Raw genomic sequence first — 23,294 nt, forward strand, 5'->3', positions numbered from 1 at the left:
GTCGAAACGGCGCTCTAGGGTGCGCCGACACGGCCACGCCCCCGCTGTCGAACCTGTTCCCACCGGGTCGATAGGCAATGGCTCTGCGACGAAAAGATGGCGGCTTGCGGCGATCCGATCGGGCGGCGATATGACAGCGATGGCCAGACAGCGCGCGGACCAGATGCTCGTCGATCGGGGCCTTGCCGAGTCGCGCACGCGCGCGCAGGCGCTCATCATGGCGGGGCTCGTTTTCGCGGGTACGCGCAAGGTCGACAAGCCGGGCCAGGCCCTCGCCGGCGACGTGGTCCTCGACGTCCGCGGCCGCGATCATCCCTGGGTTTCGCGCGGCGGCATCAAGCTGGCGCATGCACTCGCGCATTTTGCCTGGGACGTTCGCGGCGCGGTGGCGATGGACGTCGGATCGTCGACCGGCGGCTTTACCGACGTGCTGCTGACGAACGGCGCCGCCCGCGTCTATGCGATCGACAGCGGCACCAATCAGCTCGCCTGGAAGCTCCGCCAGGATGCGCGCGTCGTCGTTCACGAACAGACCAGCGCGCGCATACTCACCCCCGCCCACATTCCCGAGCCGATCGACCTGATCGTCTGCGATGCGAGCTTCATCGGCCTTGCCAAGGTGCTCGGCCGTCCGTTGACCTTCGCGCGGGCTGGGGCGCGTCTGCTCGCGCTCATCAAGCCGCAGTTCGAAGCAGGGCGCGACGAGGTCGGCAAGGGCGGCGTGGTTCGCGATTCCAGCATCCACGCCCGAGTCTGTGCCGATGTCGGGGCGTGGCTGACGACATCCGGCTGGAGGGTCGAGGGCATTGTCGAAAGCCCGATCACTGGCCCGGAAGGCAACGTCGAATTCCTGATCGCGGCGCACTTGGGTTAGCCCGGCGTTCGAGCCTCGCATCGTCCGGGAATGGATCACCCGCGGAACGAGGCGCGCTTGCTCGCGGTTTACGGATCGCCCGCGCTGCGGCAAGGTCGTCTTGGTACGGACGAAGGGGACTTGCGTGGGTGGTATCGCTTCCAGGGGACAGTTGCGGATGTCGTTCTTCCGCTGGGCGGTGGTCACCGTCCCCTTGGTACTGCTGCTCGGCTTCGCGTCCGGGCTTGCGGTGCCCGCGGGCGACGAGAACCGCTGGTACATGGCTCTCGTGAAGCCCGCGCTGACGCCGCCCGGCTGGGTCTTCCCGGTGGCCTGGACGACGCTTTATATCCTGCTCGGGCTGGCGATCGCGGTGATCCTCCACGCCCGCGGTGCGCGGGGCCGTGGGCCGGCGCTGGCGCTGTTCGCGGCGCAATTCGCGCTCAACCTGGCCTGGACGCCGTTGTTCTTCGGGATGCACCGTGTCGGCGCGGCCTTTTGGGTGATCGTGGCCATGCTGGTGCTGAGCATCGCGACGACCTTCGCCTTTGCGCGCATCCGCATCCTGGGCGCCTGGTTGATGGTGCCCTATCTTGTGTGGATCAGCTTTGCCGGCGTGCTTACCTGGCGGATCGGCCAGCTCAATCCCGACGCGCAAACCCTTGATCCGGGCTCTCGCACGTCCCAGATGCTGTGACCAAGGCACTGCCTCGCGCACCGAAGGACGATTGATGCAGACCGAAAACCGCCTGTTCGACGATATCGCCAAGATGCTCAACGGCGCCGCGGGCACGCTCGCGGGCATGGGCCGCGAGGCCGAAGGCAGCGCCCGGACGCGTGCGCGCGAGTGGATCGGCGGACTGGACTTCGTAGGGCGCGACGAGTTCGAGGCGGTCAAGGCGATGGCCGCGGCGGCGCGGGACGAGGCGGACGCCTTGCGCGCTCGGCTCGACGCGCTCGAGGCCCTCAGCGGGGCGGCGGACACCGCTGCCGAGGCCGCGCTGGGGTCTGCGGCCTGACCCGCGACAAACGTCCGCGCTTGCGCCGCGAGGCCGTCCGCGAGACAAGCGCGTCATGACCATGCTCGATCAATCCGAACATGACGATGAATCCCAGGCGCCGATCGACATGCTCGAGGCCTATTACGACGCGCACGGCTGGGACCACGAGCGCCAGGACGACGAGGTCGTCGCGACCGTCAAGGGAAGCTGGACCACCTACGAACTGCGCGCGCTATGGCGCGAGGACGACAGCGTCCTTCAGTTCCTGGCCTTTCCCGACATCAAGGTGACCGATGACCGCAGGCCGGCGGTCTATGAGACGCTCGGCCTCGTCAACGAGCAGCTGTGGGTCGGCCATTTCGAATTGTGGTCGTCGAGCGGCGTCCTTCTCTATCGCCATGCAGCGATGGTCGATGGTGGGGGGGAGGGGACGATGTCGCTCGCCGCCGCCGAACTGCTCGTGGAATCCGCGATCGAGGAATGCGAACGCTTCTATCCCGTCTTCCAGTTCGTTCTCTGGGGCGGCAAGACGCCCAGGGAAGCGATCGCGGCGGCGTTGATCGAGACGCAGGGCGAGGCGTGACCTCGGGCATGACACTTGCGGCCGGTCCGCTGTGGCTGATCGGTTGCGGAAACATGGGCGGCGCGATGCTGCGCCGGTGGCTCGCCGCAGGACTTGATCCTGCCGAGGTGACGGTCGTCACGCGGAGCGGCCGCGGCGTTCCCGAAGGCGTCCGATCGGTACAGGCGCTGCCCCGCGAGGAGAACCCTGCGACGATCCTGCTCGCGGTCAAGCCGCAGCAGATCGACACGGTCGCGCCGATGCTTGCCGAGGTCAGGCCGGGGCTGCTGATCTCGATCCTGGCCGGAGTCGAAGTCGCGGCGCTCGCCGCGCGCATCCCCGCCGACGCGATCGTCCGCGCGATGCCCAATCTGCCGGTTGCGATCGGCCGCGGCGTGGTGGCGCTTCATGCGCCCGCGCTTGACCTTGACGGAAGGGCGACCGTTGAGGCGCTGGCGGCGCCCCTGGGACATCACGAATGGATCGCCGATGAAGCCGCCTTCGACGCGGTGACCGCGCTTGCGGGGTGTGGCCCCGGCTTCCTCTTCCGCTTTGCCGATGCGCTGGCCGCAGCAGGCGCAGCGCTCGGCCTGCCCGCCGATCAGGCGGCTCGGCTTGCGCTGGCCACGCTGGAAGGATCGGCGATCATGGCCGCCGCGTCTGACGTTTCCCCGGCGATGCTGGCGGATCGCGTCGCTAGCCCCGGCGGATCGACCCGCGAAGGGCTGAACGTCCTCGATCGCGACGACGCGTTGGTGCGGCTCCTGACCGATACCCTGGCTGCCGCCGCCCGTCGCAACGCAGAAATGGCCGCAGCGGCGCGCTGATCGCGCTCGACGGGCTTTACAGCCGCGGGAGCGTCACGCCGCGTTGGCTCATATATTTGCCGGCGCGGTCCGCGTAGCTCACCTCGCAGGGTTCGTTGCCTTGCAGGAACAGGAACTGGCACGCGCCTTCATTGGCATAGATGCGCGCGGGAAGCGGAGTGGTGTTGGAGAATTCGAGCGTGACGTGCCCTTCCCAGCCGGGTTCGAGCGGGGTGACGTTCACGATGATGCCGCACCGCGCATACGTCGACTTGCCCAGGCATATGACCAGCACATCGCGGGGAACGCGAAAATATTCGACGGTGCGGGCCAGCGCAAAACTGTTCGGCGGGATGATGCACACGTCCGTCTTGCGATCGACGAAGCTGTTGGCGGCGAAATCCTTCGGATCGACGATCGCGCTGTCGACGTTGGTGAAGATCTTGAACTCGTCGGCGACGCGCGCGTCATAGCCGTAAGACGACAGGCCGTAGCTGATGCAGCCGTCGCGGCGCTGCGATTCGGTGAACGGCTCGATCATCGCATCGGCCAGAGCGCGCTCGCGAATCCAGCGGTCGGACATTACGGACATGAGCGATCCCCCTTCGCGGCCCTCTTCGCCGGATTGACGCACCTGGGCAAGGCGGCTGTCGGATCATCAACCAATGCCCAGATCCGCTGGGCCAAACGCATCGGGCAGCAACTCCGACAGGCGGTAGGTCCGCACCGCATCGCCCTGCGCTGCGCCGCAATGCACGGGAAGGTCGATGCCTGCCATCTGCGCAGCTTCGTTGATGACCTGGCGGCAGCGGCCGCAGGGGCTGACCGGGGTATCGCCGGTGGCCTGACCGCCCGAGTCCATCGCGCCGCCGATAACGCCGATCGCGACGATCTGACGCAGCCGCCCTTGCGCGCTGGCGGTCGCGATGGCGACGGTTTCGGCGCAAAGCGACAGGCCGTAGCTGGCGTTCTCGAAATTGGCGCCGGTGACCAAAGTGCCGTCGCGCATGAGCAGTGCCGCGCCGACCGCGAAGCGCGAATAGGGGGCGTGCGCATTGCGTGCCGCCGCCCGCGCGGCTTCGATCAGCATCGTGACTTCTGCCGCCGTCGTCATGGTGCCACCACGTCCCAATTCACCGGACCCTCGATGCCGTCGATGCGGCGGATGTCGCTTGCCCGCCAGATCCGCCACGCGCTGCTGGCGTAATCGGGCGGGAAGGCATTGCCGACCGCCCAGATCGGGCGGGCGATCGTCGTGGACAGCGCATAGTCGCGCTCCATCGGCCGCGAGATGCGCAGCAGGACGGCCTTGCCGGTATGTGCCTCGATCCGTTCAACGAAGCGTGCGAGTTCCTTCGCCAGCGCCGGTCTTTCCGGGCGAGCGATGCAATCGTCGCGATAGTCGAGGTCGACGGCGGCAGGCAGAGCGTCGGTGCTGCGGGGCACGAAGGTGTTGAAGGCGTCCGCCTGGGCGACCGCGCGTTGACACAGCGAATAGAGGTGAACGGCACCACGGCGCAGCCCGGCCTGGGGCAAAGCGGCCCAATTGGCCTCGAACCGCGGATCGCGGCGGTCGGCGCCGGATGTTGCGACGATATAGGCGAAGTCCGCGCCGCTCGCGCGTACGCTTCCCCATTCGACGGCGGGCGGGTTTTCGGGCAGGTCGATGCCCTGCAACGGATATTTCGCGGACGACGGGTGCCAGGCGGTGGCCCAACTCCATGCGCCAACGCCGGCGGCGGCGATCGCGGTGAGTCCGATCGCGGCCTTTGCGACGAAACTAACCACGGATGTGCAGCACGCAGATCAGCGTGAACAGGCGGCGCGCGGTGTCAAAATCGACCGCGATCTTGCCCTCCAGACGCTCCATCAACAATTCGGCCGCTTGATTGTGGATGCCGCGCCGCGCCATGTCGATCGTCTCGATCTGTTGCGGCGTGGCGGCGCGGATCGCCTGGTAATAGCTGTCGCAGATCGCGAAATAATCGCGGATCGGGCGGCGGAAGCGGCCGAGGGCGAGGACCAGCGTCTCCAGCGGCGTATCGTCCTCCCGCCGGATCGCGATCGCCAGCCGGCCCTCCTCGACCGACAGAGCGACCCGGTAGGGGCCGACATAGCCGTCCGCATGGACGCGCTGCGGCGCGAAGTGGTTCTCCTCGATCAGGTCGAAGATCGCGATCCGCCGTTCCTGTTCGACGTCGGCCGAGCGCCACAGGATGGTGCGTTCGTCGAGCTGCACGTCGATGATCCGGGGGTCGGCCATCCAGTTGCGATAGAGACGATTTCACGCAGCCACAATCTATCCCGTCATTCACCGCAAGGTCGTTTGAGCCGGGCCGGGGAGCAGATAAGGGCTGAGCATGGCTACCCTAGCACTCGCGACTCCGCCCGCCCCCGAACTCCAGCAGCTGCCGCGCAATGTCGAGGCCGAGGCCGCGATGCTGGGCGCGATGATGATCGACAATCGGCTGGCCGACGATCTGGTCGACAAGCTCGACCCCTCGCACTTCTTCGAGCCGTTGCACGGACGCATCTTCGCGGCGATCAAGACGCTGCGCGGCAACGACATGCTGGCGACGCCGGTGACGCTCAGGCCGATGTTCGATGCCGACGAGGGCATGAAGGAACTGGGCGGGCCGGCGTATCTGGCGGGGCTGACCGGGTCGGGCGCCGGGCTGATCGGTGCGCGGCAGTTCGCGCAGCAGATCTACGACCTGGCGATGCTGCGCGCGCTCGTCAGCGTCGGGCGCACGCTGGTCGACCGGGCGATGGACACGTCGGAGGAGGTCAATCCGCGCGCGCAGATCGAGGCGGCCGAAGAGGAGTTGTTCAAGGTCGCGGCGGACGGCGGGGCCGAAAGTTCGGTCAAGACCTTCGCCCAGGCGACGACCGCGGCCGTAAAGATGGCCGAGCGCGCGCTGAATTCGGGCGGGAATCTGTCGGGCGTGACGACCGGGCTGGACAGCATCAACGCCAAGATCGGCGGCATGCACCATAGCGACCTGATGATCCTGGCCGGGAGGCCGGGCATGGGCAAGACGTCGCTGGCCACAAACATCGCCTTCAACGCGGCGCGGCGGTGGATGCGCGACATGGCGGACGGCATCGCGCCCGCTGATTCGGTCGGCGCGAAGGTCGCCTTCTTCTCGCTGGAGATGAGCGCGGACCAGCTGGCGACGCGTATTCTGGCCGAGCAATCGGGGATCAGTTCCGAATCGCTGCGCATGGGCAAGATCAGCAAGGCCGAATTCGGGCAACTGGCCGCGGCCGCCGCGGAACTGGAGAATTTGCCGCTGTTCATCGACGACACGGGCGGGCTGAGCATCGGTGCGCTGCACACCCGCGTGCGGCGGCTGCAACGGCGGCACAATAATCAGATCGGGCTGGTCGTGGTCGATTACCTCCAGCTGCTGACCAGCGGCGGCAAGAACAAGGACGGCAACCGCGTCCAGGAAATTTCCGAGATCAGCCGCGGGCTGAAGACGATGGCCAAGGATCTCGACGTGCCGGTGCTGGCACTGTCGCAGCTCTCCCGCGCGGTCGAGCAGCGCGAGGACAAGACGCCGATGCTGTCGGACCTGCGCGAATCGGGATCTATCGAGCAGGACGCCGACATGGTGTGGTTCGTCTACCGCGAGGATTATTACGTCGCGGCCAAGGAGCCGAAACGCCCGATCGAGGGCGACAGCGCGAAAGTGTTCGAGGATCATGCCGCGTGGATGGTCGACATGGAGCGCTGCTACGGCCTGGCCGAATTGATCGTGGCCAAGCAGCGCCACGGCGCGACGGGCAAGGTGCGGATGAAGTTCGACCCGACGATCACGAAATTCTCGGATTATGCGGGGTATTGAACGCCAAGGATCCGTTTGAAACACGCTCTTTCGCGCGTTTCAGATTTTCAGCGATAGGGCGCGAGGGCCAGCACCAGTTCGGCCTGGCGGCGGGTGCCGGTCTTCTGGAAAATCGCTTTTAGCTGGCTGCGGATCGTCTCGACGCCGACATCGCGCCGCGCTGCGACGGTGACGAGGTCGTGGCCCATCGCGAACAGTTCGGCGACCGCTGCCTCGGCGACGGTCATGTCGAACGCCTTGCGCAACGCATCGGCGGCGGAGGTCGGCAGATCGGGTCGCTGCACGCGGATGGTCAACAGGACTCGCGCGTCGACCGGCCCCTCATGGTCTCGATCGGGCAGGCGATGAATCTCGACCAGGATCGGCGAGCGTTGCTGCGCGCTGGCGATGACGAGCTTGACCGGGAGGCCGGCCGGGGTTCCCGCCTGTGTCGTCTGGCGGAAGGCGGCGGCCAGCGCCGTCTCGCACTGCCCGACCACGGCGGTCAGACGGCCCGCGCGCACGGTGAGGTAGGATGCACTACGCACCAGCTGCTCCGCGGCGGCCGAGATCGCGATGATGCCGCGGCTGGCGCCGAGCAGGATCGCGGGTCCGACCAGCATCTCCACGGTGTCGAGCAGCGTCTTGGTTTTCATGTCGTCGAGATGCGTCGCGAGCGACAGCGATGCCGACAGCGAGGGGGCGAGCGCCTCCAGGACTTTGCGCTTGTGGTCGTCCGCCGGACCGGCGCTTCCCGGCCAGAGCATGGTCAGCCCGCCGAGGCGGCCGCCCGGCGGACCCGCGAGGCGGACCAGCCCGCAATGCGGCACGTCGTGTGTCTTGAAGAGCCCCTGGTAGATCGGTGAACGAGCGATCTGCTGCTGGTCGATGAAATCCTCGTCCACCAAGCAGCGCATCGCCGGCCCGCTCACGATCGCACGACTGCGTGGGTTGAAGGCAGGATCATAGCCTCGGCAGGCCATGTATTCGTCCGCGGCGTCCAGCGCATGCTGGGTGAAGACGTTGAGCATCAGATTGCCGTCGTGATCGACCAGCGCCAGCTGGCCCATCCGCGCGCCCAGCATGTCGGTAAGGGCGGTCAGCGGATCGGCCCACGACGTGCGACCCGTCGCGGCCGAGCGAAAGTCCTCCTCCAGAATGGCCAAAGCCTGCATCGAATCCCCCGATCCCGTCCGGAACTTTGCCGAAATGGCTGGCTTGCGCAAGCCTCACCCGAACGGGTGATGAAGCGCAGGTTGGCGGCCGGTAAGGAGCCGGACGCGGGGGCCGATCGGGTGGGACCGGCGCCGCGATCACAGGGAGCATGTATGAATAGGATTTCGCTGATTGTCGCCGTGGGAGCAGCGTCGCTTTCCGGCCAGGTCGCGGCGCAGGATGCGCCCGCGTCCGCTCCGGGCGATCGTGGGGTGATTTCGGCGGCGGTGACCGCGGGGACCCTGGGCATCGGCCCGGAGGTTGGCTTCCGCTTCTCGGATCACATCGGCGTGCGGGGCAGCGCGACGTTCTTCGGCGTTTCCAGCGACTTCGATTCGGACGACATCACCTATCGGGGCAAGCTGAAGCTGAAGTCGTTCGGTGCGATGCTCGACGTGCATCCGTTCGGCGGCGCATTCCGGGTTTCGGCGGGCGCACGCATCAACCGCAACCGCGTCAACGTCTCGGCGACGCCCGGTCCCAACAATACCGGCACGGTGACGGTGGGCGACGAGGACTTCACCGCGGCGCAGGTCGGCACGCTGTCAGGCCGCGCTACCGTGAAGAAGGTCTCGCCGGCGCTGACGCTGGGTTGGGCGGGCAAGAACCAGCCCGGCCTGTTCTTCCTGGCCGAAGCCGGCGTGCTGTTCCAGGGTGCGGCGCGGCTCCGCGATTTCCGCGCCAGCGGATCGGCCTCGACCAACCCGCGGTTCACTGCGGCGCTGGAGCGCGAGCGGCGCGACCTGCAGGACGATGTCGACAAGGTGAAGGTCTATCCGATCCTGCAATTCGGGATCGGCTACCGCTTCTGAGTGCATCGTCCGGCGCCCCTGGGGGGAGGCGCCGGACGATCAGAACACCGGGTCTTTCGCCCGGCTTCGTGGCGACGTGGATGCCGCATTCCACCGTGTCCCAGCAGCGCCAGCGGCCGGCCCTCGAAGCGGGGCGGGCGTGCGGGTGCCGGACTGGAACCGTTGCGGCCCGTAACGAGATTCACGCATATTGCGGCCACACATGCGCAAGGTCACGGGAAGGTCGCGCCAAGGAGCGTGCGTGTTGGTGGGCTTCGGCGGGGGCATCCGCGGATGAACATGGCTGCAGACCGCGACGCTTCACACCTTTCACGCCGATCCTGCATTTTCCTGTCGCAGTGGTGAAATTAAATTGCGCGATAGGAGCGCGACTTCCGACGAGGCGGAGCGGACGAGGCCATCGCGCAGGGTTCAATCGTTTCGGGCATTTCAGAGAGCGGTCGGGCGAGACGAAGCCTGCGCGAACCCTGGCACAGGTGTTCGGCTGTAGGACAGCGGCTGGTTAGTCGGCATGCTTGGCTATCGCTACGATCGTGTCGAACGCGGTTGCAAACCGATCAACCGCGCGAATCCTTGACGTCTGTGAGGTCGAGCGTTTCGAACCCGTCGGCGGATACCCGGCGGCGTATGAGGCTGCCGACTGGAGTGACGTAGTTCGATCCCTTGGTAATTCGCTCTATATGATAGACACTCTCTGCATCCGGCATGGCCGCATCTGCGGGCGGGTTGGCCGCGGCGGCATATCGGCGACCTTCGATCTGTGCGAGCACCGCATCGGCCCAGGACGGCGACTTGGAACTGCGCAAGATCTCGACCTCGGCGGTTCGGCCATCCGGACGGATCCAGAAGCCGACATCCATCCACTCGACACCGGAGGCATCCGTCGACCGCGCCTGAAAGGTATCGGCCTGGCCGACCTTCCTCGCACTGGCGTTGGCTGCCGCCAGCCGGTCCGGCTCGAACGGCGGAGACCATATAAGCGCGGGCCTCGCCGCCTGGCTCCGACCGATGAGGCCGGCCAGTGTCGTCATCTCCGCATCGTCGGCGTCACGCGCAGCGATCCGAAAGCGCATGATTCGCAGGGCGATTCGCACGCGTGGGTCTTTCGCCGCCGGACGCGCTTCGATCGCATCGAGCATCCGTCTTGCCTGTGCCTTCTGGCCCGTCGCAGAAAGAAGCCAGACACGCCGTACCGCAACCATCAACGCGGCCGTGTCCTGTCCTGCGTCGACGGCATTTCGCTCCGCCGCACGATAGCTGGAGTCGGCCCGTTTATATTGGCCGAGCTTGATCCACATGTCCCCCAGCGCCGGAGCCGCAGCGCGGACCGCAGGATCATCGGCGGGCAGATTGTCGCGCAGCGTGCGAACCCGGTTCGCGACCGCGCGCTTGTAGATGTCCTGATCGCCTTCGTGGAGCGCCACTGTGGCATAGGCTTCGTACAGGGCCGCGACCGGCCTCGGCGCGCTGGCGGCGTGTCCGCGATTGCGCTTGATCGCCGCGGCGAGTGTGCGCTTGGCATCCAGATATCGACCTTCGCGGAATTGGACTTCCGCAAATGCGATAGACGCCCGCGCATCGCGCAGCGGCGTACATTGTCCTCGACGACATATGGCCTGCTCCTCCAACAGGCGCTTGCCCGTGACGATGACGTCGGGCGTCGACGCCTGAAGCAGCAGCAGAAGTCCGAAGACCATGGACACGCCAACCCCTTGCAATCCCGGCCGATAGGCTGCCCGCATTCGCATTGGGGATCAAGAGAGGCCGGGCCGCCGGCGGCTAACGCCAAAGCTCGGCGATCAGCCGTTCACCGTCCGGATCGTAGGCGACGAGTTCGGATCGCGTGAACGGAAAGAAATCGTTGCGGCTGAAATAGGCTTCGCTCAGTTCGGCGAAATATTCGGCCGCGTTGGTCCGCGCATAGGCGTCGGTAATCGAGCCGTCGCCCCGTGCGACTTTTCGGTAACGGCCGCTGTCCATCATTCGGCGATAGACCCGATCGATCTCGGCGCGGTCCTTTTCCGGGAGCCGTGCGTGATAGGCGTGCGCGAGTTCGTGCAATATGGCGCCGGGTTGCACCTTGGCCGTCTCGATAAAGAAACCCGCGTCGGACAGCTCCATGCCGTCCACCATCTCCACGCTCCGGCCGTGCGTGATGAGCCAATTCGGATCGCGATGGAACATGCCGCCGGGACCGGCATGGTCGTGAAGGAAGATCGGCGCCGTGCGGACCCGCAGCAGCGCCGCCGGTGGCAGGACCGCTTCGGCCTCTTCGAGCATGCGCGCGACCGTGGCGAGCGCGGTCCGGGCCGGTTCGGCGGCGGGATCGAGGGCCTGATCGATCAACACATGCCACTCCGGTCTGACGGCGACGGGGCGGTAGCGGCTCGTACCCACGTAGGTGCCGGCGAACACGTCACCGATCCGAACCGCTTTTCGGCAGCGGCCGGCGGGATCGGTCAGCTTGAAGGTGTGGCCGATGAAGGTCCGAATAGATAGGAATGCGCCGGGCGCGATCACGCCCTGATCGACTTCTTTGCCCTGCGGATCGATCCAGAAGAGTCGAAGCGGAACTTTTTGGCCATTCTGCAAGGTATGACTGACGCTTGGCGTCCCGGCCTCCACCGATTTCGACGCCGCAGGACGAGCACAGGTGGGCGAAGCGACGGCAAGAGTGGCCAGCAACACGGCAGCAGCAATCAATGCAACATCCTCGACAGCTTGCCCGTATCCTACGCTGTCAAATGCGGCAGCTTCGCGGCAGTCCGCTCATGCTATCGCACTGAGCAGCGAGGATAAGCCGCCCGGATCATGCCCTCAGAAAACCGGGTCTTCGCCCGGCTTGGTCGCGACATGGATGCCGCATTCCACCTTGTCCCAGCCGCGCCAGCGGCCGGCGCGGGGGTCTTCGCCGGGCTGGACCTTCGACGTGCAGGGCGCGCAGCCGATCGAGAGATAGCCTTGTGCCTCGAGCGGGTGGCGAGGGAACTGGTGTTCAGCGAAATAGGCGTCGAGGCGCGGCTTGTCCCAGTCGGCCAGCGGGTTGATCTTCAGCCGGCCCTCATCGGCCTCGAACCGCGGCAGGGCGGTGCGGGTGCCCGCCTGGAATCCCTTGCGGCCCGAAATCCAGGCCTCGAAGGGGACGAGGGCGCGGCGCAGCGGCTCGACCTTGCGCAGGTCGCAGCAACCGTCGGGGTCGTAGGACCAGCGCAGCCCGGTAGCGTCCTTAGCGGCGAGCAGACGCGGGTCAGGGCGAAACACGCGCAGGTCGGTCAGTGCGAGACGTTCAGCGAGTCCGTCCCGATAGGCCAGCGTCTCGCCGAAGATCTTCTGCGTATTCGTGAAGATCACCGGCACGTCGCGGTCGATCTGCGCGACCATGTGGAGAAGCACCGCCGATTCCGCACCGAAGGAGGATACAGCGGCCACCTTGCCCGCAAGTTCGCCCCGCAGCAGCACGCCGAGCATCGTCGCGGCATCGACACCGGCAAAGCGCGCTTCGTACGCAGCGGCATCTTCGGCGGTGTAGAGGCGGCCGACGTCGATCGTGTCGAGCTGGCGAGCGGGCTCACCCATGCCGACGCTTCCAGATCGGCGCGGCGCCGTCGGTCGAGGCCTGGTATTGGAAGGCGTAGCGATCGAGGCTGCGTTTGAGCGTCTCGGCGTCGATCTCGGCCTCGGGGGCGAAGCTGTCGAAGCCGCAGCGCCGCATCAGGGGGAGCTGATCGACCAGGACATCGCCCGCCGCGCGCAACTCGCCGGTATAACCGCCCTCGCGCAGGATCGCGGCGGCGGAATAGCCGCGGCCGTCGCGGTAGCTGGGGAAGCTCACCTCGATGAGCGCAAGCTGGCCGAGATGGGGAAGGAGCGCGCGGGCGTCGTCGCCCGCCTCCAGGCGGACGGCATTGGCGTTTGTCTGCCCGGCGAGGAACGCGTCGAGGGTGATCGCCGGCTCGTCATGCACGGGGTCGTCGCGGAAGCGCAGGAGGGGTTCGCCGGCGGTGTCTGCCTGATCGGGATCACCCATAGATCGCCTCCTTGAACGTCTCGAAGCCGACGCGGCGATAGGTGTCGAGGAAGCGTTCGCCGTCTTCGCGCAGGGCGACGTAACGTGTCGTGACCCGCTCGATCGCATCCACCACGCCGTCTTCCGAAAAACCGGGGCCGGTGATCCGCGCGAGGCTGACGTCGTCGGCACCCGAGCCGCCGAGCGAGAGCTGGTAGTTCTCGGTGCCCTTCTTGTCGACGCCGAGGATGCCGATGTGGCCGGCGTGGTGATGGCCGCAGGCGTTGATGCAGCCCGATATCTTGAGCTTCAATTCGCCCAGATCGCGTTGGCGATCGGCGAAGCGGGTCGAGATCTTCTGCGCGAGCGGGATCGAGCGGGCGTTCGCCAGGCTGCAATAATCGAGGCCGGGGCAGGCGATGATGTCGCCGATCAGGTCGAGGTTCGCCTCGGCCAGTCCGGCTTCGGAGAGCGCCCGCCACACCGTGTAGAGGTCGGCCTTGCGGACGTGCGGCAGGACGATGTTCTGCGCATGGGTGACGCGCAATTCGTCGAAGCTGTAGCGTTCGGCCAGGTCCGCCATAAGGTCGATCTGGTCGGCCGACGCATCGCCGGGAATGCCGCCGGTGGGCTTTAGGCTGATGGTCACGATCGCGTAGCCGGGTGCCTTGTGCGGCCGGACGTTCTGATCGAGCCAGCCGGCGAAATCGGGGTCATCCGCCCCGTTCGCCCTGAGCGTATCGCCCGAGGCCTGTGCTTCGACTTCGCTCAGCACGAACGGAGGGAGGGCTTCGGATGCCGAAACCTCGAAGGCGGGGGGGGCGAACATCGCGGTGATGCGGGCGAGTTCGGCGGCAGGCGGGTCGATCCCCAGCGCCTTCACCGCGCCGAACTCCTCCTCCACCTGCCGGCGGTATTCGTCCGCGCCGATCTCGTGCAGCAGGATCTTTATCCGTGCCTTGTAGATATTGTCGCGGCGGCCGTAGCGATTGTAGACGCGCAGGCACGCCTCCAGATAGCTCATCAGCTCGTCGGCGGTGACGAAGTCACGGATTTCATGGGAGATCATCGGCGTGCGGCCCATGCCGCCGCCGACGAAGATCTTCGCGCCCAGGATTCCGTCGCGCTCCAGCAGCTGGATGCCGATGTCGTGCAGGCGCATCGCCGCGCGATCTTCCTGCGCGGCGATAACCGCGATCTTGAACTTGCGCGGCAGGTAGGTGAATTCGGGGTGGAAGGTGCTCCACTGGCGGATCAGTTCGGCCCAGGGGCGCGGATCGGCCACCTCGTCCGCGGCAGCGCCCGCGAACTGGTCGGCCGAGATGTTGCGGATGCAATTACCCGACGTCTGGATGGCGTGCATCTCGACCGTCGCGAGTTCGGCGAGGATGTCGGGCGCATCCTCCAGCTTGATCCAATTATACTGGATATTCTGGCGGGTGGTGAAATGGCCGTAGCCGCGGTCATACTTGCGCGCGACACGGGCGAGCATCCGCATCTGGCGCGCGTCGAGCGTGCCATAGGGGACGGCGACGCGCAGCATATAGGCATGAAGCTGCAGATACAGGCCGTTCATCAGCCGGAGCGGCTTGAACTGGTCCTCGGTCAATTGCCCGGCCAAGCGGCGGCGGACCTGATCGCGGAACTCGTCGACGCGGGCATCGACCATCGCCTGATCGGAGGTGTCGTATTTATACATGATGGATCAATTCCTCCCCGGCACGGGGAGGGGGATCATGCGTAGCATGGTGGAGGGGGTTCTCCACGCATGGTCCGCCTGGGGCCGGCCCCCCTCCACCACGCCCTGCGGGCGCGGTCCCCCTCCCCGTGCCGGGGAGGAGTTCAAAAGAAACATCATATCACCCAGCTCCCGGCGCTCGCATCGGCGGGCTTCAGCGTCAGATCGACGCGCACTGTCGGGCCGAGGGCGCGAATGCGGTCCTTGATGTGGGCGGGGCGGGGGCCGTCGGGGGTCATCGCGGCGTCGATCACATAGGGGACGTTGACGCGGCGCGCGCCTTCCTCGGCACGCGCAATGCTCTCTCCGTCGTGACCGACGTCGCAGGCATCCTCGACATGGCGCGACCAGCCGCTGCCGGTCCACCAGACGACATCGCCGCTGGGCAGATCGTTGCCGGTCAACAGCTTCATGCGTCGATTCCTTCGGCGACGCGCGCCCAGCGTGCGAGCTTGTCCTCGGCGTCAGAGAGTTCGACAACCTCGCCGACGACGATGATTGCCGGCGATGCCACCTTCTCACGCGCCACCATCGCGCCGAGATCGGCCAGCAGCGTCTTGATCGCCCGGTGCCCTTCGAGCGTACCGCGCTCCAGGACCGCGACCGGCATGTCGGGGGCCACGCCGTCGGCGATCAGCTTGTCCGCGATCGCGCTGGCGGTGGCGACGCCCATGTAGATGACCAGGGTACGCCCCTGCCCGGCGAGGCCGGACCAGTCCTGCTCGCGCAACCCCTTGCATTGGCCCGCAACGAAGCTGACCGCGCTGGAATGATCGCGGTGGGTGAGCGGCAGCATCGCCTCCGCCGCGCAGCCGAGTGCGGCGGACACGCCCGGGATGACCTCCACGGCCAGGCCGGCGGCGCGCACCGCCTCCACTTCCTCGCCGCCGCGCCCGAAGATGAACGGGTCGCCCCCCTTCAGCCGCACGACGATGGCGCCGGTGCGGACGTGCGCGACGATAAGCGCGTTGATCGCCTCCTGAGGCAGGGTGTGGCGGTCGCGCTTCTTGGCGACCGAGATGCGCTGAGCCTCCGCGGGCGCGAGATCGAGCACGCGCGGGTCGATCAGGCCGTCGTGAACGACGACATCGGCGCGCGCCAGCGCCTCCACCGCACGCACGGTCAGGAGTCCGGGATCGCCCGGCCCCGCACCGACCAGGATGACGCGGCCGCGCGCGGTGGGATCGAGAAGGCTTGCCATGATGCGGTAAATGGCGGCGCGGCGCGCCGCGGGCAAGGCGAAGGTTGCTTTGGGGGCGGGTAGGATTGCTTGGGGGTATGTGCCTGCTATGAGCCTCCATGGCCGATCCTGTCATCATGTGTCAGAACGAGCGATGGAAGTCTGTCTCTCGCACCATGTTCCAGCTTGGAGCCGTTCTACTGTCGGCTGCTGTCATCGAGATGTACCGGAACGGACGGGCTACGCTCGAGACGGGAGGCTGGCTAACGATCGCTGCCGGCCTTATGTATGCTGGATGGAAGGTGTTGACCCTTCTGGAATCGGAGAGTTGAGATGTCGACCGGTGGCGCACTCGTGATGCTGATCGGTGCCGCAATTCTGCTGTTCGTGTTTGTTCTGTACCACGTCGAAAAGCGGAAAATGGCGGCCTACAAGGCGAAAAAGGCCAGGTTGCAGACCGAGGCGACCGCTAACCGTCCCTGAGGCCGATGCCGATCGAGGCGCGGGCGGCTTCGGCTTCGTTGCTGACGACCGGGTAGGCGCAATAATCGGCGGCGTAATAGGCGCTGGGGCGGTGATTGCCCGACCAGCCGATCCCGCCGAAGGGCGCGCCGGACGAGGCGCCGTTGGTCGGCTTGTTCCAGTTGACCACGCCCGCGCGGATGTTGGCCCAGAAACGGTCGTAGAGCGCAGGCGTCTGGCTGATGAGGCTGGCGCTCAGTCCGTAGCGGGTGTCGTTGGCGATCGCGATCGCCTCGTCGAAATCGTCGCAGCGGATGACCTGGAGAATGGGGCCGAACAATTCGAGATCGGGGCGGTTCTGCATCGCGGTGACGTCGATCATCGCCGGATAGAGGAACGGGCGCGCCTCTATCGGCCGTTCGAGGTGTCGGATCGCGCGCCCGCCGTTCATCAGCAGGGCCAGGAAGCTCTCGGTCAGCTGGTCGGCGGCTTCGTTGTCGATCACCGGACCCATGAAGGGTGCCGGATCGGCATGCGGTTCGCCGACGATGATGCGCGACGTCAGGCGCTTCAGCTGGTCGATGAGCGCATCGTACAGGCGTCCTTCCACGATCAACCGCCGCGCGGCGGTGCAGCGTTGCCCCGCGCTGGTGAAGGCCGATTGCGCGACCAGGATGGCCGCGGTGTGGATGTCGGGCGTGTCCCAGACCACGATCGGGTTGTTGCCGCCCATCTCCAGCGCCAGAATCTTCTCGGGATGGTCGGCAAAGGCGCGGTTGAGCGCAAGGCCGGTGTGCGCCGACCCGGTGAAGAGCAGGCCGTCGATGTCGGGATGCGCGGCCAGCGCCTTGCCCTCCGCCGCGCCGCCCACCAGCAGGCGGACGCAGCCTTCGGGAACCCCAGCCGCGCGGTAGCAATCGACCAGCATCGCGCCCGCCGCCGGTGTCTTCTCCGATGGCTTGAAGACCACCGCATTCCCGGCGAGCAGCGCGGGGACGATGTGGCCGTTGGGCAGATGCGCCGGAAAATTATAGGGGCCGAGCACCGCCAGCACGCCGTGCGGCTTGTGACGCACCGCCATGCGGCTGCCCATCGGCGCGTCCACGCGGCGCTGCGCGGTGCGATCGGCATAAGCGGCGATCGAGATTTCGACCTTCGCGATCACGCTTTCGACCTCGCCGCGGGCTTCCCAGATCGGCTTGCCGGTTTCGCGCGCGATCAGGTCGGTGAAAGCGTCCGCCTTTGCCCGGACGACGTTGGCGAAGCGGCGCAGCGTCTCCGCCCGGTATGCGAACGGGCGCGCGGCCCAGCCCGCCCAGGCGGCCCGCGCGGCGGCGACCTCCGCATCGGCATTGCCGACGGGGCGGCGCCAGAGCACCGCGCCGGTGGCGGGTTCGGTCGAAACGATCTCCTGATCGGCCATGCGGGTGTTCGTCATTCCCCCTGATTATGGGGTGCTTGTGCCCGATGCGGTCCTGCGCTGTCCAGCGCCGCACCGAAATCGCGTATCGCGGCGACCTTTGCGTCGAAGGCGGACCAATCGTCGCGATCAGCGATGCGCGACCAGATGTCTTCGACTTCGCCGATGAGCATGCTGCACGGCGCCCCCTGCCAATGCGGATGCGAGCGATTCGCACGAGGCGTGTGACCGGGAAGTGCGGCGCGGACATCGTCCCATGCGCTGTCGTAATCTTTCGGCAGCGTGCCGCCGAACACGTCATGAAAGAAGCGGTCGATCGCGACGCCGGTGGTGCGCAGGGCCTGTTCGACGAGAGTGACGAGCGCGCGATCGGCGTCCGCCTCTCCGGGCGTCAGCCCCATCCGCCAGAGGATCGCGGCGGTCACTTCGTGCTGATACACATCGGCGAAGCGGGCGAGCGCGGCGATCAGCGCGTCGCTGTTGGCGATGGTGCGCAAGGACACCGCAAGCTGCATCGCGTCCCAGTGGATCGCTTCGGGCTGCCTCGCGAAGGCGTATAGCCCGGCGTGATCGAAATAGGCGGCGGTGAATTGGGGATCCCATGTCGGCGCGAACCGCCAGGGGCCGTAGTCGAAACTCTCCCCCGTCACGTTGATGTTGTCGGTGTTGAGGACGCCGTGGACGAAGCCTGCCGCCATGTAGCGCGCCGCCAGGCGGGCGGTGCGCGCGACCACCAGGTCGAGGAGGCGGATTGGGTCATCGCCGTCCTCGCCATAGAGTTCGCGCAGCACGTAGGCGACGAGACGACGCAGATTAGTGTCGTCGCGCAGATAGGCTAGCCGCTGGAAGGTGCCGATGCGGATATGGCCGTGGCTGAGCCGCACGAGCACCGCCGAGCGGGTGGGGGAAGGTTCGTCGCCGCGATCCAGCGCCTCGCCGGTTTCGATCAACGAGAGGCTGCGCGAGGTAGGGACGCCGAGCGCTTCGAGCATTTCGGAGGCGAGGACTTCGCGGACCCCGCCCTTCAGCGTCAGGCGGCCGTCGCCGAAGCGGCTCCACGGGGTCGTGCCCGATCCCTTCGTGCCGAGGTCCATGAGCCGGCCTGTTGAATCGACCATCTGCGCGAAGGTGAAGCCGCGGCCGTCGCCGATGTCGGGATTGTAGTTGCGGAACTGATGCCCGTGGTAGCGCAGCGCCAGCGGTTGCTGGAGGGTGCCGGGCAGGGGCACGAAGCGGCCGAAGGCGGCGGTCCACTCCGCATCGTCCAGGCTCGCCAAGCCGATCTCGGTTGCGGCGCGATCGTCGCGGAAGCGCAGGCGGGTCTGTGGGAAGTCGGCGGCCTCCACGGGATCGTAGAAGGCGTCCCCCAGCGTGAGGATGGCAGCGGCGGGGCGATAGGCTTGCGGGTCGACAGGCATGCGCGGATATGGAGGGCTGACAAGGCGGGGCGCAACCATGCAGCTGTACGAAAACCGATATTGGTGGTCGAAAGACGGCTTGCGGCTGCACGCGCGCGATTATGGCGGTGATGGGGCTGGAGCGGATCAAGGGCGTCCGCCGATCCTCTGCCTGCCCGGTCTGACCCGCAACGCGCGCGACTTCGACGATTTCGCGCGGCGGCTGGCCGGCGGTCGGCGGGTGATCGCGGCCGATCTGCGCGGGCGCGGAGAGAGCGCCTATGCCAAGGATCCGATGACCTATGGGCCGCTGACGTACGTCCAGGACATCGAGGCGCTGCTCGCTGACTTGGGACTCGCGCGGTTCGTGGTGGTGGGCAATGCGCTGGGCGGAATCGTCGCGATGCTGCTGGCGGCAGCCGGGCCGGAGCGGATCGCGGGCGCGATCATCAACGACGTCGGGCCAGAGATCGAGGCGGCGGGGCTGGCGCGCATCCGCAGCTATGTCGGCCGGGGCAGCGCTTATCCGACGTGGATGCATGCCGCGCGTGCCGTTGCCGAAGCGCATGGCGACGTCCATCCGGGCTGGGAGATCGAGGATTGGCTGGCGATGGCGAAACGGCTCTACCGGCTGAATTCGGGCGGGCGCGTGGTGCTGGATTACGACATGAAGATCGCCGAGCCGTTCCGCGTTCCCGGCAACGAAGCGGGGCCGGACATGTGGGGGGCGCTGGCCGCGCTGCGCCAGGTGCCGGTGCTGGTGGTTCGCGGCGGCCGATCCGACGTGCTGTCGGCGCGGGTCGCCGCGCGGATGATCGCGAGCCTGGATCGTGCCGAACTGGCGGAGGTGCCCGGCGTGGGGCATGCGCCGACCTTGAGCGAGCCGGTGCTGGCAGCGCCAGTCGGAAGGCTGCTGGCCAGCGCGCGCCTGAGCGTGTTTGACGAGGGAATCGCATGACCGATCATTCGCCCACCAGCCTGCGTGGCCGCCGTGCGCTGATTACCGGGGGGACGACCGGCATCGGTCGCGCGATGGCGGTGATGCTGGCGGCGCGCGGGGCCAGCGTGTTCGTCTGCGGGAACGATCCGCAGCATCTGGCGGATGCGCTGGCCTCCATCCACGCCGTACAAGAGCATGCGGGCGGTAGCGGGGGTATGACCATCGACCTGTCGGTGGCGGATAACGTCGCGCGCTTCTTCGATGCGGGCGAAGCGGCGCTGGGCGGGTTCGACATCGCGATCGTCAACGCCGCCGTCGCGGCGCGCGGGCTGACCCAGATGACCGAGCCGGAACTGCGCCATGCCATCGCGCTGGATTTCACCCATTATCTGCTGAGTGCGCACGAAGCCGCGCGGCGAATGGAGAAGATCGGCGACATCGTCCTGATCGGGTCGATGAGCGCGCATGTGCTGGGGCCGAGTTCGACGGTCTATGCCGGGATCAAGGCGGGCGTCGCGGGCTTTTCGGAGGCGCTGCGCCGCGAACTGGGGCCAAAGGGCATCCGCGTCGCGCTGGTCGAGCCGGGCAAGACCGGGAGCGATATGCAGAAGCCCGACGTCCCCGACGACGAGCAGCGGCGGATGATCGCCGAAGAGACGATGCTGGCGGCGGAGGACATTGCGGCGGGCGTCGAGTTCCTGCTGACGCAGCCCAGCCGTAGCGTCATCCAGCAGATCGTGATCGTACCGCGCGCGCAGGAGGGGGAATGAGCGACCGTGCGTTCGACCAGCTGGTCTTCACCCCTGCCGACGTCGATCTGTCGCGCTCGCCGTTGGCCGGCAGGATCGACGCCGAGACCTATGTGCTGGGCGCTTTCAATCCGGGGATGACGCGGCTGCCGAACGGCAATCTGCTGCTGATGGTGCGCATTGCCGAGGCGCTGCGCGAGCCGGTGCGCGACGGGCATATCCATGCGATCCGCTGGGCGGATGGGGGCTATGTGCTCGATGCTTGGCCTGTGGGCGAGGTCGATACCAACGACCCGCGCAAGTTCGCGATCCGCGGCCAGCCGTGGCGGGTGCTGGCGCTGACCTCGCTGTCGTGGCTGCTGCCGGTCGAGCTGGATGCCGCGGGACGGCGGGTCGTCGCGGTGCATTACGACCGCGCGATCGCGCCCGCGGCGTCGTACCAATGTTACGGCGTCGAGGATGCGCGGATCAGCCGGGTCGGCGAACGCTGGCTGATGACCACCTGTTCGGTCAGCCCGGAACGGCATTGCACCACGCTGTATTCGTCCGACGACGCGGCGGACTGGCGGCTGGAGGGCATCGTCCTGGACCATCAGAACAAGGACATGCTGATCTTCGAGGGGCGGATTGCCGGAGAATATTGGGCGCAGACGCGGCCGCTGGGCGACCTGTATTTCGCCTATCCGCCGGGCAGCGAATGGCTTGCCGGCCCGTCGATCAACCTGTCGCGCTCGCCCGATGCGCTCCATTGGAGGCCGCACGACAAGCCCGGCATCCGCCCGCATGCCGCGACGACCGCCACCGCACGGATGGGCGGGGGCACGCCGCCGATCCTGACCGACCAGGGCTGGTTGACCTTGTGGCACGGGGTCGAGCCGTCGGGCGTGGTCGGTATCTACCGCACCTATTGGTCGATTCTGGACCGCGACGACCCGAGCGTCACGCTGCGAACCGAACACGCCGCGCTGCTGGAGGCGGCACCGGCGCTAACCGAACCGTTGAAGGACGTGATGTACGTGGAGGACGTCGTCTTCACGACCGGGATCGCCGATGCGGGGGATCATTATGTCATCGCAAGTGGCGAGGCCGACCTGGTGTGCCGCATCACCCACATTCCCAAGTCCGTTTTCGCGCGCTAATCGCCCTGCCATGCCACGCCCGCACATCCTGCATTTGCATTCGAGCTTCACGCTGGGCGGCAAGGAGTGGCGCGCGGTGCGGCTGATGAACGCGTTCGGCGATGCCGCGCGGCATACCATCGTGTCGGGCGTGCCGGATGCGCTGGACGCGCGGGATGCGATTGCCAAGGGAATCGCATACGAGATCGCGCAGAATCCGCCGCCGCTGACCGGGCGGCCTTCGGTGGCGCGCTACGAGGCGATCGCGCGGTTCATGCGCGGGTTCGATCTGGTGCTGACGTACAATTGGGGCGCCATCGACGGGGTGATGGCCCGACGCTGCTTCTCCAAGGGCCTGCCGCCGCTGGTCCACCACGAGGACGGGTTCAACGCGGATGAGGCAGGCGGGCTGAAGCGCGAGCGCAATATCTATCGCCGGATCGCGCTTCCCGCCGCGCACGCGCTGGCGGTGCCGTCGGTCGCACTGGAGTCGATTGCGCTCAAGACCTGGAAGCAGCCGCCCACGCGGGTCCACCGCATCGCCAACGGCATCGCGACCGCGCTCTATGCGAACAAGCCCGATGCAAAAGCGATCCCCGGTTTCGTCCGCAAGGATAAAGAGGTCGTGATCGGTGCGCTGTCGGGCTTGCGCGAGGTGAAGGACTTGCCGGCGCTGGTGCGGGCCTGCGGCGGGCTTTCGGGCAAGTTCCGGCTGGTGATCGTGGGAGAGGGGCCGGAGCGTGGTACGATCATGCAGGCGGCAGCGGCGATGGGCATCGCCGACCGCCTGGTGATGCCCGGATTCCTGCCCGATCCGCATCGCTACGTCGGGCTGTTCGACATTTTGGCGCTGTCGTCGCGCTCGGAGCAGTTTCCGGTGTCGGTGGTGGAGGCGATGGCCGCCGGGTTGCCGGTCGCGGGGCCGCCGGTGGGCGACGTGCCGAAGATGATCGCGGCGGAAAATGCGCCGTTCATCGCCAAATTCTCGGGCGAAGTCGCGCTTCGGGACGTGATCCAGCCGCTGCTGCTCGATGCCGGATTGCGCAAGACGGTTGGCGAGGCCAACCGCGCAAAGGCGCGCCGCGATTACGATGAGGACGTGATGCTGGCGCGTTATCGTGCGCTATATGCCGGGGCACTCGGGCAGCCGGGCGCTTTTGACTGAGAATGCAGCAAAACGGTCGCGCCCGCGACGCCATTGGGTA

At 67.0% G+C, this 23,294-nt stretch carries 26 protein-coding genes; 12 read left to right on the top strand and 14 right to left on the bottom strand.

The annotated features are described in order from the left end of the window. The first annotated feature begins 139 nt into the window (after positions 1 to 139). The 5 genes from VF643_RS15625 (at position 140) to proC (ending at position 3,243) form a co-directional block, all read left to right on the top strand. On the top strand, positions 140 to 874 hold the full coding sequence (locus tag VF643_RS15625; RefSeq protein ID WP_331044312.1) for a TlyA family RNA methyltransferase: 735 nt from the start codon (positions 140 to 142) through the stop codon (positions 872 to 874). Positions 875 to 1,031: 157 nt separating this feature from the next. Then, positions 1,032 to 1,550 (top strand): TspO/MBR family protein, encoded by a 519-nt coding sequence (locus tag VF643_RS15630; RefSeq protein WP_331044400.1) that lies wholly within the window; start codon positions 1,032 to 1,034, stop codon positions 1,548 to 1,550. Between the two features lie 34 nt (positions 1,551 to 1,584). Beyond that, positions 1,585 to 1,872, top strand: a complete 288-nt coding sequence (locus VF643_RS15635; RefSeq protein ID WP_331044313.1) for an accessory factor UbiK family protein — start codon at positions 1,585 to 1,587, stop codon at positions 1,870 to 1,872. Between the two features lie 61 nt (positions 1,873 to 1,933). Then, entirely contained in the window at positions 1,934 to 2,437 is a 504-nt protein-coding gene (locus VF643_RS15640) for a YbjN domain-containing protein (protein WP_331044401.1), read from the top strand. A gap of 8 nt (positions 2,438 to 2,445) precedes the next feature. Then, on the top strand, positions 2,446 to 3,243 hold the full coding sequence (proC, locus tag VF643_RS15645) for a pyrroline-5-carboxylate reductase (RefSeq protein WP_331044402.1): 798 nt from the start codon (positions 2,446 to 2,448) through the stop codon (positions 3,241 to 3,243). Between the two features lie 16 nt (positions 3,244 to 3,259). On the opposite strand, the gene dcd is transcribed toward proC, so the two are convergent. The 4 genes from dcd to VF643_RS15665 all read right to left on the bottom strand — a co-directional run bounded on the left by dcd (position 3,260) and on the right by VF643_RS15665 (position 5,485). Further along, entirely contained in the window at positions 3,260 to 3,814 is a 555-nt protein-coding gene (gene dcd / locus VF643_RS15650) for a dCTP deaminase (protein ID WP_331044314.1), read from the bottom strand. 66 nt (positions 3,815 to 3,880) lie between these two features. Continuing rightward, entirely contained in the window at positions 3,881 to 4,336 is a 456-nt protein-coding gene (locus tag VF643_RS15655) for a cytidine deaminase (RefSeq protein WP_331044315.1), read from the bottom strand. Beyond that, positions 4,333 to 5,010, bottom strand: coding sequence for a GH25 family lysozyme (locus VF643_RS15660; RefSeq protein ID WP_331044316.1), 678 nt, complete (start codon positions 5,008 to 5,010; stop codon positions 4,333 to 4,335). The genes VF643_RS15655 and VF643_RS15660 overlap by 4 nt, the downstream gene beginning before the upstream one ends. Further along, on the bottom strand, positions 5,003 to 5,485 hold the full coding sequence (locus VF643_RS15665; protein ID WP_331044317.1) for a UPF0262 family protein: 483 nt from the start codon (positions 5,483 to 5,485) through the stop codon (positions 5,003 to 5,005). Before VF643_RS15665 ends, VF643_RS15660 begins: the two co-directional genes overlap by 8 nt. Before the next feature lie 97 nt (positions 5,486 to 5,582). On the opposite strand from VF643_RS15665, the gene VF643_RS15670 reads away from it, so the two are divergent. After that, positions 5,583 to 7,073 carry a replicative DNA helicase gene (locus VF643_RS15670; protein ID WP_331044318.1) on the top strand — a complete coding sequence of 497 codons (1,491 nt, stop codon included), beginning with the start codon at positions 5,583 to 5,585 and terminating at the stop codon, positions 7,071 to 7,073. Positions 7,074 to 7,120: 47 nt separating this feature from the next. Here the strand turns inward: VF643_RS15670 and VF643_RS15675 are convergent, their stop codons facing one another. Continuing rightward, the gene (locus VF643_RS15675) at positions 7,121 to 8,278 is read right to left on the bottom strand and encodes a helix-turn-helix transcriptional regulator (protein ID WP_331044319.1); all 1,158 of its coding nucleotides are present in this window, start codon (positions 8,276 to 8,278) and stop codon (positions 7,121 to 7,123) included. Positions 8,279 to 8,380: 102 nt separating this feature from the next. Here VF643_RS15675 and VF643_RS15680 point away from each other — a divergent pair, with 102 nt between their 5' ends. Next, positions 8,381 to 9,079 (top strand): hypothetical protein, encoded by a 699-nt coding sequence (locus VF643_RS15680; RefSeq protein ID WP_331044320.1) that lies wholly within the window; start codon positions 8,381 to 8,383, stop codon positions 9,077 to 9,079. A 557-nt stretch (positions 9,080 to 9,636) separates the two neighbouring features. Here the strand turns inward: VF643_RS15680 and VF643_RS15685 are convergent. The 7 genes from VF643_RS15685 to cobA form a co-directional block, all read right to left on the bottom strand. Further along, positions 9,637 to 10,776 (bottom strand): hypothetical protein, encoded by a 1,140-nt coding sequence (locus tag VF643_RS15685; protein WP_331044321.1) that lies wholly within the window; start codon positions 10,774 to 10,776, stop codon positions 9,637 to 9,639. A gap of 82 nt (positions 10,777 to 10,858) precedes the next feature. Further along, complete coding sequence (locus VF643_RS15690; RefSeq protein ID WP_331044322.1) at positions 10,859 to 11,782, bottom strand: hypothetical protein; 924 nt, start codon at positions 11,780 to 11,782, stop codon at positions 10,859 to 10,861. 114 nt (positions 11,783 to 11,896) lie between these two features. Next, complete coding sequence (locus VF643_RS15695) at positions 11,897 to 12,655, bottom strand: phosphoadenylyl-sulfate reductase (RefSeq protein WP_331044323.1); 759 nt, start codon at positions 12,653 to 12,655, stop codon at positions 11,897 to 11,899. Then, the gene (locus VF643_RS15700) at positions 12,648 to 13,106 is read right to left on the bottom strand and encodes a DUF934 domain-containing protein (protein ID WP_331044324.1); all 459 of its coding nucleotides are present in this window, start codon (positions 13,104 to 13,106) and stop codon (positions 12,648 to 12,650) included. The genes VF643_RS15695 and VF643_RS15700 overlap by 8 nt, the downstream gene beginning before the upstream one ends. After that, on the bottom strand, positions 13,099 to 14,784 hold the full coding sequence (locus VF643_RS15705) for a nitrite/sulfite reductase (RefSeq protein ID WP_331044325.1): 1,686 nt from the start codon (positions 14,782 to 14,784) through the stop codon (positions 13,099 to 13,101). Before VF643_RS15705 ends, VF643_RS15700 begins: the two co-directional genes overlap by 8 nt. 155 nt (positions 14,785 to 14,939) lie before the next feature. After that, positions 14,940 to 15,236: a DUF2849 domain-containing protein gene (locus tag VF643_RS15710; protein WP_331044326.1), complete on the bottom strand. Its 297-nt coding sequence runs from the start codon at positions 15,234 to 15,236 to the stop codon at positions 14,940 to 14,942. After that, complete coding sequence (gene cobA, locus VF643_RS15715) at positions 15,233 to 16,024, bottom strand: uroporphyrinogen-III C-methyltransferase (RefSeq protein WP_331044327.1); 792 nt, start codon at positions 16,022 to 16,024, stop codon at positions 15,233 to 15,235. Before cobA ends, VF643_RS15710 begins: the two co-directional genes overlap by 4 nt. Positions 16,025 to 16,336: 312 nt before the next feature. Between cobA and VF643_RS15720 the strand changes: the two genes are divergently transcribed. Further along, on the top strand, positions 16,337 to 16,486 hold the full coding sequence (locus tag VF643_RS15720; protein WP_331044328.1) for a hypothetical protein: 150 nt from the start codon (positions 16,337 to 16,339) through the stop codon (positions 16,484 to 16,486). Here the strand turns inward: VF643_RS15720 and astD are convergent. Beyond that, the gene (gene astD, locus VF643_RS15725; protein WP_331044403.1) at positions 16,473 to 17,888 is read right to left on the bottom strand and encodes a succinylglutamate-semialdehyde dehydrogenase; all 1,416 of its coding nucleotides are present in this window, start codon (positions 17,886 to 17,888) and stop codon (positions 16,473 to 16,475) included. The two genes, VF643_RS15720 and astD, sit on opposite strands and share 14 nt — an antisense overlap. Positions 17,889 to 17,899: 11 nt before the next feature. After that, positions 17,900 to 19,303 carry a protein adenylyltransferase SelO family protein gene (locus tag VF643_RS15730; RefSeq protein ID WP_331044329.1) on the bottom strand — a complete coding sequence of 468 codons (1,404 nt, stop codon included), beginning with the start codon at positions 19,301 to 19,303 and terminating at the stop codon, positions 17,900 to 17,902. A 37-nt stretch (positions 19,304 to 19,340) separates the two neighbouring features. Here VF643_RS15730 and VF643_RS15735 point away from each other — a divergent pair, with 37 nt between their 5' ends. From VF643_RS15735 to VF643_RS15750, 4 genes are read left to right on the top strand one after another with little or no spacing between them, the layout of a single operon-like run. Beyond that, on the top strand, positions 19,341 to 20,240 hold the full coding sequence (locus tag VF643_RS15735) for an alpha/beta hydrolase (protein WP_331044330.1): 900 nt from the start codon (positions 19,341 to 19,343) through the stop codon (positions 20,238 to 20,240). After that, on the top strand, positions 20,237 to 20,992 hold the full coding sequence (locus tag VF643_RS15740) for an SDR family oxidoreductase (RefSeq protein ID WP_331044331.1): 756 nt from the start codon (positions 20,237 to 20,239) through the stop codon (positions 20,990 to 20,992). Before VF643_RS15735 ends, VF643_RS15740 begins: the two co-directional genes overlap by 4 nt. After that, the gene (locus tag VF643_RS15745; protein ID WP_331044332.1) at positions 20,989 to 22,110 is read left to right on the top strand and encodes a glycosidase; all 1,122 of its coding nucleotides are present in this window, start codon (positions 20,989 to 20,991) and stop codon (positions 22,108 to 22,110) included. The genes VF643_RS15740 and VF643_RS15745 overlap by 4 nt, the downstream gene beginning before the upstream one ends. Before the next feature lie 10 nt (positions 22,111 to 22,120). Continuing rightward, positions 22,121 to 23,254, top strand: coding sequence for a glycosyltransferase (locus VF643_RS15750; RefSeq protein ID WP_331044333.1), 1,134 nt, complete (start codon positions 22,121 to 22,123; stop codon positions 23,252 to 23,254). Positions 23,255 to 23,294: the final 40 nt, after the last annotated feature.

This window comes from Sphingomonas sp., from assembly GCF_036387595.1.
Lineage (GTDB): Bacteria > Pseudomonadota > Alphaproteobacteria > Sphingomonadales > Sphingomonadaceae > Sphingomonas.

What these genes read in the sequence shown, in the direction of transcription:
- VF643_RS15625 (WP_331044312.1), top strand. Translation starts at nt 140, where the DNA reads ATGGCCAGACAGCGCGCGGACCAGATGCTCGTCGATCGGGGCCTTGCC.
- VF643_RS15630 (WP_331044400.1), top strand. Translation starts at nt 1,032, where the DNA reads ATGTCGTTCTTCCGCTGGGCGGTGGTCACCGTCCCCTTGGTACTGCTG.
- VF643_RS15635 (WP_331044313.1), top strand. Translation starts at nt 1,585, where the DNA reads ATGCAGACCGAAAACCGCCTGTTCGACGATATCGCCAAGATGCTCAAC.
- VF643_RS15640 (WP_331044401.1), top strand. Translation starts at nt 1,934, where the DNA reads ATGCTCGATCAATCCGAACATGACGATGAATCCCAGGCGCCGATCGAC.
- proC (WP_331044402.1), top strand. Translation starts at nt 2,446, where the DNA reads ATGACACTTGCGGCCGGTCCGCTGTGGCTGATCGGTTGCGGAAACATG.
- dcd (WP_331044314.1), bottom strand. Translation starts at nt 3,814, where the DNA reads ATGTCCGTAATGTCCGACCGCTGGATTCGCGAGCGCGCTCTGGCCGAT.
- VF643_RS15655 (WP_331044315.1), bottom strand. Translation starts at nt 4,336, where the DNA reads ATGACGACGGCGGCAGAAGTCACGATGCTGATCGAAGCCGCGCGGGCG.
- VF643_RS15665 (WP_331044317.1), bottom strand. Translation starts at nt 5,485, where the DNA reads ATGGCCGACCCCCGGATCATCGACGTGCAGCTCGACGAACGCACCATC.
- VF643_RS15670 (WP_331044318.1), top strand. Translation starts at nt 5,583, where the DNA reads ATGGCTACCCTAGCACTCGCGACTCCGCCCGCCCCCGAACTCCAGCAG.
- VF643_RS15680 (WP_331044320.1), top strand. Translation starts at nt 8,381, where the DNA reads ATGAATAGGATTTCGCTGATTGTCGCCGTGGGAGCAGCGTCGCTTTCC.
- VF643_RS15685 (WP_331044321.1), bottom strand. Translation starts at nt 10,776, where the DNA reads ATGGTCTTCGGACTTCTGCTGCTGCTTCAGGCGTCGACGCCCGACGTC.
- VF643_RS15695 (WP_331044323.1), bottom strand. Translation starts at nt 12,655, where the DNA reads ATGGGTGAGCCCGCTCGCCAGCTCGACACGATCGACGTCGGCCGCCTC.
- VF643_RS15700 (WP_331044324.1), bottom strand. Translation starts at nt 13,106, where the DNA reads ATGGGTGATCCCGATCAGGCAGACACCGCCGGCGAACCCCTCCTGCGC.
- VF643_RS15705 (WP_331044325.1), bottom strand. Translation starts at nt 14,784, where the DNA reads ATGTATAAATACGACACCTCCGATCAGGCGATGGTCGATGCCCGCGTC.
- VF643_RS15710 (WP_331044326.1), bottom strand. Translation starts at nt 15,236, where the DNA reads ATGAAGCTGTTGACCGGCAACGATCTGCCCAGCGGCGATGTCGTCTGG.
- cobA (WP_331044327.1), bottom strand. Translation starts at nt 16,024, where the DNA reads ATGGCAAGCCTTCTCGATCCCACCGCGCGCGGCCGCGTCATCCTGGTC.
- VF643_RS15720 (WP_331044328.1), top strand. Translation starts at nt 16,337, where the DNA reads ATGTCGACCGGTGGCGCACTCGTGATGCTGATCGGTGCCGCAATTCTG.
- astD (WP_331044403.1), bottom strand. Translation starts at nt 17,888, where the DNA reads ATGGCCGATCAGGAGATCGTTTCGACCGAACCCGCCACCGGCGCGGTG.
- VF643_RS15730 (WP_331044329.1), bottom strand. Translation starts at nt 19,303, where the DNA reads ATGCCTGTCGACCCGCAAGCCTATCGCCCCGCCGCTGCCATCCTCACG.
- VF643_RS15735 (WP_331044330.1), top strand. Translation starts at nt 19,341, where the DNA reads ATGCAGCTGTACGAAAACCGATATTGGTGGTCGAAAGACGGCTTGCGG.
- VF643_RS15740 (WP_331044331.1), top strand. Translation starts at nt 20,237, where the DNA reads ATGACCGATCATTCGCCCACCAGCCTGCGTGGCCGCCGTGCGCTGATT.
- VF643_RS15745 (WP_331044332.1), top strand. Translation starts at nt 20,989, where the DNA reads ATGAGCGACCGTGCGTTCGACCAGCTGGTCTTCACCCCTGCCGACGTC.
- VF643_RS15750 (WP_331044333.1), top strand. Translation starts at nt 22,121, where the DNA reads ATGCCACGCCCGCACATCCTGCATTTGCATTCGAGCTTCACGCTGGGC.